Here is a 7,258-nt window from a genome sequence, read left to right as displayed (position 1 = left end):
GAGCACGAAGGGGAAGAGGTCGTGACCGGAGTCGCCCAGCGGCCGGCGGTGCGCGGGTGCGACGGCGGTCGGCTCGACCGGGCCGGTCTCGGAGGGGGTCGGGGCGGCGGAGTCCATGGTCGCGAATCTAGTCCGGACGGCCGACACGGAGGGGCCCGCCGCACCGCGCGCCGGGGCGGGTCGACCCCGCCGGCAGCGCCCGTGTAACGATCTGGTGAACCGTGCGCGACACGGCGGAGTGGCGGCTCCAGCGCTCGGATACTCTCTCCCCTGGCGGGACCCGAGCCGCCGCAGGGAGAGTGGTGGCGTGCCCAGGGACAGGACCGGCGCCGCCGTGCGGGCTCCCCGTCACAGTGCCGTCCCGCTCCCGCCCGCGGCCTCCCGCGGAGCCTCCTCGAGCGGCGTCCTCGCCGAGACCGGCCCGGTCGAGCCGACCGCCGTCGCACCCGCGCACCGCCGGCCGCTGGGCGACTCCGGTCACGACCTCTTCCCCTTCGTGCTCGACGCGGCGGCACTCGGTCGCGATCACGGTGCCGCGCTCCTCGAGCGCTACGCGGCGTGGGGCGGCAACGGCGTCGTCGTCACCGACTCGCGCCTCGCGGACGGCGTCGGCGGCTGGCCCGCCGGACACCGCGACCGGGACCGCTTCCTCCTGATCGGCCGCTTCGCCGCACCGGCCGGGGCCCCCGCGACGCCGCGCGCGCTGGTGGACCGTGTCGAGGGGGTGCTGCGCCGCCTCCGCACCGACCGCCTCGACGTGCTGGCGGTCCGACCCGACGGGGCCGGGCGCCTCGACGAGCTCCTCAGTGCGGTCGACGTGCTGCTGACACGCGGTCTGGTGCGCTCGGTCGTCGCCTCCGGCTTCTCCCCGGAGGAGCTCTTCGAGGCGCGCGTCCTGGCCGCACACGGGCTGCCCCGCCTCGCCGGCGCGGAGGTCCGCTGGAACCTGCTCGAGCGGCCCGGCTCGGAGGGCGATCTCGGCCTCGTCGCCGCCGGCCAGGGACTCGCCCTGCTCGCGACCGTCCCCCTCGCCCACGGGTTCCTCCGCGGCGCCGAGCGCACCCGCCGCGAGCTCGGCCGCCTGCCCGACGGAGCCCTCGCCGCCGCCCACCTCGGGCGCCGCGGACGCCGGGTCCTCGCCGTCCTCGACGCGATCGGCGCCGAGCTCTCGGCCGCTCCCGCCGCCGTCGCCCTGGCCTGGCTGCTCGGCCGACCGCGCCTGACCGCTGCGACCGTCGCCCCGCGCTCGCCCGCCGACGTGGACGCGCTCGTCCGCGCGGTCTCGCTCGACCTCGACGCGGGACACCTGGCCGCGCTCGAGCGCGCGCGCCGCTGACCGCGCCCGACCGCGACCAGCCGGGCACCTCTCCCGCCACGGCGCGACAGCCCGGCCGGGCCGCCGTCGCCGGTGGCCTAGGGTGGGCACGATGAACCACGGAGTCGCACTGCCCCTCGACCAGCCGGAGACGTCAGTCCGGGCCGCAGGCGGATCCACGGTCCGCCGCTCCGTCCTCCCGAGCGGTGTCCGCATCCTCAGCGAATCGGTGCCCGGCGCCCGCAGCGCCACGATCGGCTTCTGGGTCGCCGCGGGATCGCGCGACGAGCGGCCCGGCCGTCCCGCGACCGCGGGCGGGCCCGCCGTGCCCTCCAACGTCGGCTCGACGCACTTCCTCGAGCACCTGCTGTTCAAGGGCACGCAGAAGCGGTCCGCCCTCGACATCGCCGTGTCCTTCGACTCCGTCGGCGGGGAGCACAACGCTCTCACCGCCAAGGAGTACACCTGCTACTACGCCAAGATCCAGGACCGCGACCTTCCGATGGCGGTCGAGGTGATCGCCGACATGGTGACCTCCAGCCTGATCGACCCGGACGAGTTCGAGACCGAGCGCGGGGTCATCCTCGAGGAGCTCGCGATGGCGGACGACGATCCGGGCGACGTCGCGGGGGAGAAGCTGTTCGAGGCCGTCTTCGGCGACCACCCGCTGGGCCGCCCGATCGGGGGCACCGCGGCGACCATCGGCGAGGCCACCCGGGATGCGGTCTGGGCGCACTACCGCGCCGCCTACCGCCCGCGCGACGTGGTGATCACGGTCGCGGGCGCCGTCGACCACGAGGCGCTCGTCGCGCTGCTCCAGCGGGTGCTGGTCGCCGACGGCTGGGACCTCGGCACCGCGGCCTCGCCCGTCGAACGGCGCGTCGGCGGCCGCGCCTCCTACACCCGCGGCAGCGCCCTCTCGGTCGTGCACCGCCCCACCGAGCAGGCGAACCTGCTGGTCGGCTTCCCCGGTCTCGCCGCGGGCGACGAGCGGCGGATGACGATGGGCGTCCTCAACTCGATCCTCGGCGGCGGCATGTCCTCGCGCCTGTTCCAGGAGGTGCGCGAGAAGCGCGGCCTGGCCTACTCCGTCTACTCCTTCGCCCCGTCCTACTCCGACGCGGGCCTCTTCGGACTGTACGCCGCCTGCACCCCGGCGAAGGCGGGGACGGTCGCCGAGCTCCTGCTCACCGAGTTCCACCGCCTCGCCGAGGACGGCGTCACCGATGACGAGCTCGCCCGCGCCCGCGGCCAGCTCTCGGGAGCGGCGGCGCTCGCGCTGGAGGACTCCGACACCCGGATGTCGCGCCTCGGCCGCGCCGAGCTGACCTTCGGCGAGTTCGTCGACCTCGACGAGAGCCTGCGCCGACTCGCCCTCGTCGGCGCGGAGGACGTCCAGGCACTCGCGGCAGACTTGGCGCGGGGGCCGTCGTCGATCTCGGCCGTCGGCGCGGTCGACGAGTCGGCCTTCGCCGGGATCGCCGGGGTCGAGAGCGCCTCCGCGATCTGATCCGATCGTCGAACGCCCGCTGATCGCGCACCGCCGCGCCGCACCAGGGAGGACCCCGTGTCCCACTACATCTACCTCGTCCGCCACGGCGAGCAGCAGGACGCCGAGCACGGCATGCCGGACGGCCCGCTCTCGGCCCGTGGCGAGCGCCAGGCGAGGCTCATCGCCGAACGGCTCGGCGGAGTCCCCTTCACCGGAGCGTGGCACTCGCCGCTGCGCCGGGCCGAGGAGACGGCAGCGCGCTTCCAGACGCTCCTGCCGAGCCTGCCGCTCCAGCCGTCCTCGCTGCTGTTCGACTGCATCCCCTCGGGGCCGACCCCGGACATGCCCAAGGCGTTCGAGCCGTTCTTCGGCAGCGTGACCGCGGCCGAGATCGAGGCGGGGCACGCGCAGATGCAGGACGCGGTGGCCGAGTTCCTGGCGCCGTCGCGCGAGGACCGCCACGACCTCCTAATCACCCACAACTTCGTGATCGGCTGGTTCGTCCGCCACGTGTTCGACGCTCCCGACTGGCGGTGGCTGGGCCTCAACCAGGCGAACTGCGGGCTGACGATCATCCGCGTCCGCTCCCGCAAGCCGCCGGTGCTCGTGGTGCACAACGACCTCTCGCACCTGCCCGTGGAGCTGCGCACCGGCCTGCCCGAGGCCCAGCCGTACTGAGCCGCGGGCTACGCTGAGTCGGTGACTACCTCCGTCGCCGTGGTCGGCGCGTCCGGCCGACTCGGCTCGTTCACCTGCTCGCTCATCGAGGCGTCGAGCGAGTTCTCGCTCGTCGCGCGGCTCGGCTCGCGGAGCGATCCCGCCGAGATGCTCGAGGCCGACGTCGTCGTCGACATGACCGTGCCGGCCGTCAGCCAGCAGATCGTCGATTTCGCCGTGGCGAACGGGAAGAAGGTGCTCGTCGGCACCTCCGGCTGGACCGGCGACCGCATCGCGGCCCTCCGGCGCAGCGTCGCCGAGCAGCCCGAGGCCGGCGTCGTGATCATCCCGAACTTCTCGCTGGGCTCGGTGCTCGCGACCGCGCTGGCCACCGTGGCTGCGCGCTTCTTCGACGCCGCCGAGATCGTCGAGACCCACGGCGCCCGCAAGGTCGACTCACCCTCGGGGACCGCGGTCCGCACGGCCGAGCTCCTGCTGCGCGCCCGGGCCGAGCTCGGTCCGGTGCAGGCTCCGCACACCGATCAGCGGGCCCGCGGCCAGCAGGTCGCGAGCGTCCCGGTCCACAGCCTCCGCCTGCCCGGAGTGGAGGCGCGCCAGGAGGTCGTCTTCGGCGGCACCGGCGAGACGGTCACCATCCGCCACGACACCACGTCGCAGGCGTCCTACGAGCAGGGCGTCCTGCGCGCTCTCGACGCGGTCCGCACGACGACGGGCGTGGTGGTGGGCCTCGACGCCCTCCTCGACCTGCGCGCCGCCTTCGACGCCGCGCCCCTGGCCGAGCGGCCGGTCGACGAGCAGCCCGTCGTCGACCGGGCACCGTCCGGCCAGGCCGCCGCAGCGACGAGCATCCCGTGAGGACCCGCGTCGGCGTCGTCCTGATGGCGGTCCTGCTCGCCCTCTACCTGTTCGTCTGCCTGCAGTACTCCGTCGTCGCCTTCGCCGCGGCGACGGTGCCGGGCATCGTGATGGGCGTCGGCCTGCTGATCCTCGGCGCGGTGGGAGTCTGGGGGCTCGTGCGCGAGCTGCTGTTCGGGCTCCGCGCGGAGAAGCTGGCCCGTCGGCTGGAGGGCGAGAACGCGCTCCCGCAGGAGGTCCTCGACTCGCGGGCCAGCGGGCGTCCGCTCCGGGAGGAGGCGGACGCGCTGTTCCCGCAGTACGCGGAGGAGGTCGACGCGCAGCCCGGGAGCTGGCGCGCCTGGTACCGCCTCGGCCTCGCGTACGACGCGAGCGGCGACCGCAAGCGCGCCCGGGGCGCGATCCGCCGGGCCATCGCGCTGGAGCACGAGGCTCCGGCCTGACCGTCCGGCCGCGACCGGGCGGCCCGGGCGCTCAGGCGGCCCGGATCAGGCGAGCACCCACGCCAGCGCCTCGCCGACCGTGCGGTGGCGGAACTCGAAGCCGTCGTCGAGGAGCCGCTGGGGGACCAGGCGCTGGCTCGAGAGCAGCAGCTCGTGCCCGGCGTCGCGCAGCGCGAGCTCGATGATCTTCTCGGGGACGGCCAGCTTGAACGGGCGGTGCAGCTGCTCGGCGAGCGTGCGCATCACGTCGTTCGCGGTCGCCGGCACCGGTCCGGCGAGGTTCACCGGGCCCGAGAGCGAGGACGTGAGCAGGTGGCGGATCGCCGCGGCCTCGTCGTAGAGGCTGATCCAGGGCCAGGCCTGGTTGCCGCTGCCGAGCGGCCCGCTGAAGCCGAGCCTGGTCAGGGGCAGGAGCGGCTTGAGCGCGCCGCCGTCGCCGAGGACGAGCCCGGTGCGAGCGGTGACCACCCTCGTGGCCTCGGGGGCGAGGTGGGCGGCCTTCTCCCAGCGGTCGACGACGTCGGCGAGGAACCCGTCGCCGCGGGAGGACTGCTCGGTGAGCTCCTCGCCCGGGCGGTCTCCGTAGTAGCCGACCGCGGAGGCGTTGATCAGCGTCGTCGGCGGGGTCGAGGACATCCGCATCGCGTCGGTGAGGGTCTGCGTGGACTGGATCCGCGAGTCGAGGATCTCCCGCTTGTAGGACGCGGTCCACGGCAGGCGGCTGATCGAGGCGCCGGAGAGGTTGATCACGGCGTCGACGCGGTCGAGCACGCTGAAGTCGAGCATGTGCGAGGTGGGCGCCCAGTGGAACTCGTCCGGGCTCGACGGCGCGTGGCGCACCAGGCGCAGGATCTCGTGCCCCTCGGCGCGCAGCTGGCGGGTCAGCTCCGAGCCGATCATCCCGCTGGCGCCGGAGATCAGGACGCGGAGCCGGGGAGCGGAGGCGTCCGGCCGCGCAGAGGGCTGCTCGGACGGCGTCGACACGTGCTCGCCCGGCGTGCGCGAGGCGCGTCGCGGCGAGCCGGAGCCCGTGGCCCCGTCGTGGTCGGAGTGCCGTGCGGATGAGTCGCTCATGGTGCCTCCCGGAGCCGGTCGCGGGCCGCCCGCGAAGCGGACCCAGCCTAGAGCCTCACGCCCGGGAGCCGGCCGAGCGCCCGACCAGGCCGGCCCGCGCGAGCACGAGGTAGAGCTCGCAGCCCAGGCAGAGGCCGAACACAGCGTTGAGGAAGGCGGCGAGGAAGGCTACCGCCGCGGCGACCGGAACCGATCCCGGGACGCCGGCGACGTGCAGGAGGACGCCGGCGCCGGTCACCACCAGGCCGATCAGCTGGGCGAAGCGCGGCGGGCGGGCGTCCTCCCACTCGCGCGGCGGTGTCAGGTGCGGCCGGACCACCCGGCGGAACAGCACCGCCCAGGGGCCGGAGCCGACGCCGCGCGCGGCCGACCAGGCGAAGAGGGCGGCGAGCGCGAGCAGCAGGAGGAAGCCGGGCTGGGAGAGCCGGCCGTCGAGGTCGGCCCGGGCCGGGGCCGCGAGCCCGAGGCCCACGGCCGTGAGGAGGAGTGCGGCGGTGATTCCGGCGGCGACCCTCGGGCCGCGGGGATCGACGGTGCCGGACGGGGGAGTGGCGCCGGTGGTGGAGGGGGAGCGGGTGCTCATCATGTCTCCTGGAGTCGGTCGAGCTCGATGGTCAGAGCGGCGCGGGTCGGAGCGCCGCCGATGCGGCTCCGCGGCACTCCGTCTCGATCGAGCAGGAGGAGCGTGGGCGTCTGCCGGACGCGGAAGCGCGCCGCGAGGTCGGGGCGGTGCGTCAGATCGACGTCGAGGTGCGCCAGCCCGGGCCGCTGCTGGGCGACCTCCCCGAGCATCCGTCGCACCGCTGGGCACCGCGTGCAGACGTCGGTCGAGAACTGCACGACTGTGACCCGGGTCCCGAGCACTGCACCGGGGACGAGCTCTCCGGGGTCGATCGCGGGGTCCTCGCCCGAGGGGACGCTCGCGACGCGCCCGGAGCGGGTCCGGTGGACAGCCCCGAGGACGACGCCCAGCACGACGAGGCCGAGCAGTGCGGCGAGGATCGTCACGGGCTCCATCCGGGAAGCGTAGGTCGGCGCGGGCGCTGCGCGGACGACTGTGTCGGGATGTGACGACGGCCGCGGTCGGAGCGTGGTCTAGGTTCGATCCGTGACCGAACAGAGCAGCCCCAGCGCAGACCCGAGCAGTCCCGTCTTCCGCAGCGATGTCGTCGTCGAGCTCGTCCGCGCGAGCGCCCACGACTCCGACGTGCTGTTCGCGGCCCGCGTCTCGACCCAGGGCGAGAAGACGCTCGCCGAGGCGCTCGACGGCGAGGAGTCCGACGCCGAGCTGCAGCGCAAGCGCGACCGCGGCCTGATCAACTACCTGATGCGCGACCGCCACGGCTCGCCGTTCGAGCACAACTCGATGACCTTCTACGTGCAGGCGCCGATCTTCGTCTT

The 7,258-nt window shown here is 74.7% G+C and carries 9 protein-coding genes; 6 read left to right on the top strand and 3 right to left on the bottom strand.

Features of this window, described 5'->3' with window-relative positions; all coding sequences use genetic code 11:
- Positions 1–307 precede the first annotated feature (307 nt).
- From C5C24_RS17210 to C5C24_RS17190, 5 genes are all read left to right on the top strand, one after another.
- A complete protein-coding gene (locus C5C24_RS17210; protein WP_181135568.1) occupies positions 308–1,336 on the top strand; it encodes an aldo/keto reductase in 1,029 nt (342 codons plus the stop codon).
- Positions 1,337–1,427: 91 nt separating this feature from the next.
- Positions 1,428–2,825 (top strand): pitrilysin family protein, encoded by a 1,398-nt coding sequence (locus C5C24_RS17205; protein WP_104282141.1) that lies wholly within the window; start codon positions 1,428–1,430, stop codon positions 2,823–2,825.
- A 57-nt stretch (positions 2,826–2,882) separates the two neighbouring features.
- A complete protein-coding gene (locus tag C5C24_RS17200; RefSeq protein ID WP_104224462.1) occupies positions 2,883–3,485 on the top strand; it encodes a histidine phosphatase family protein in 603 nt (200 codons plus the stop codon).
- A 21-nt stretch (positions 3,486–3,506) separates the two neighbouring features.
- Positions 3,507–4,340, top strand: coding sequence for a 4-hydroxy-tetrahydrodipicolinate reductase (gene dapB / locus C5C24_RS17195; RefSeq protein WP_104305549.1), 834 nt, complete (start codon positions 3,507–3,509; stop codon positions 4,338–4,340).
- Positions 4,337–4,783 carry a tetratricopeptide repeat protein gene (locus tag C5C24_RS17190; RefSeq protein WP_104233263.1) on the top strand — a complete coding sequence of 149 codons (447 nt, stop codon included), beginning with the start codon at positions 4,337–4,339 and terminating at the stop codon, positions 4,781–4,783. Before dapB ends, C5C24_RS17190 begins: the two co-directional genes overlap by 4 nt.
- Positions 4,784–4,828: 45 nt before the next feature.
- Here the strand turns inward: C5C24_RS17190 and C5C24_RS17185 are convergent, their stop codons facing one another.
- The 3 genes from C5C24_RS17185 to C5C24_RS17175 are packed head-to-tail and all read right to left on the bottom strand — an operon-like array spanning position 4,829 to position 6,874.
- On the bottom strand, positions 4,829–5,857 hold the full coding sequence (locus tag C5C24_RS17185; protein ID WP_104305548.1) for a TIGR01777 family oxidoreductase: 1,029 nt from the start codon (positions 5,855–5,857) through the stop codon (positions 4,829–4,831).
- A gap of 55 nt (positions 5,858–5,912) precedes the next feature.
- Positions 5,913–6,443 carry a DUF4395 domain-containing protein gene (locus C5C24_RS17180; RefSeq protein ID WP_374955335.1) on the bottom strand — a complete coding sequence of 177 codons (531 nt, stop codon included), beginning with the start codon at positions 6,441–6,443 and terminating at the stop codon, positions 5,913–5,915.
- Entirely contained in the window at positions 6,440–6,874 is a 435-nt protein-coding gene (locus C5C24_RS17175; RefSeq protein ID WP_104305546.1) for a thioredoxin family protein, read from the bottom strand. Before C5C24_RS17175 ends, C5C24_RS17180 begins: the two co-directional genes overlap by 4 nt.
- Positions 6,875–6,965: 91 nt before the next feature.
- On the opposite strand from C5C24_RS17175, the gene C5C24_RS17170 reads away from it, so the two are divergent.
- The coding region (locus tag C5C24_RS17170; RefSeq protein WP_181135567.1) for an FAD-dependent thymidylate synthase at positions 6,966–7,258 on the top strand (293 nt) is incomplete at its 3' end.

Origin of the sequence: Rathayibacter sp. AY2B3, assembly GCF_002931755.1 — a bacterium.
In the GTDB taxonomy this organism is placed as follows: Bacteria; Actinomycetota; Actinomycetes; order Actinomycetales; family Microbacteriaceae; genus Rathayibacter.
This window is presented reverse-complemented; position numbering and strand designations above follow the sequence as displayed.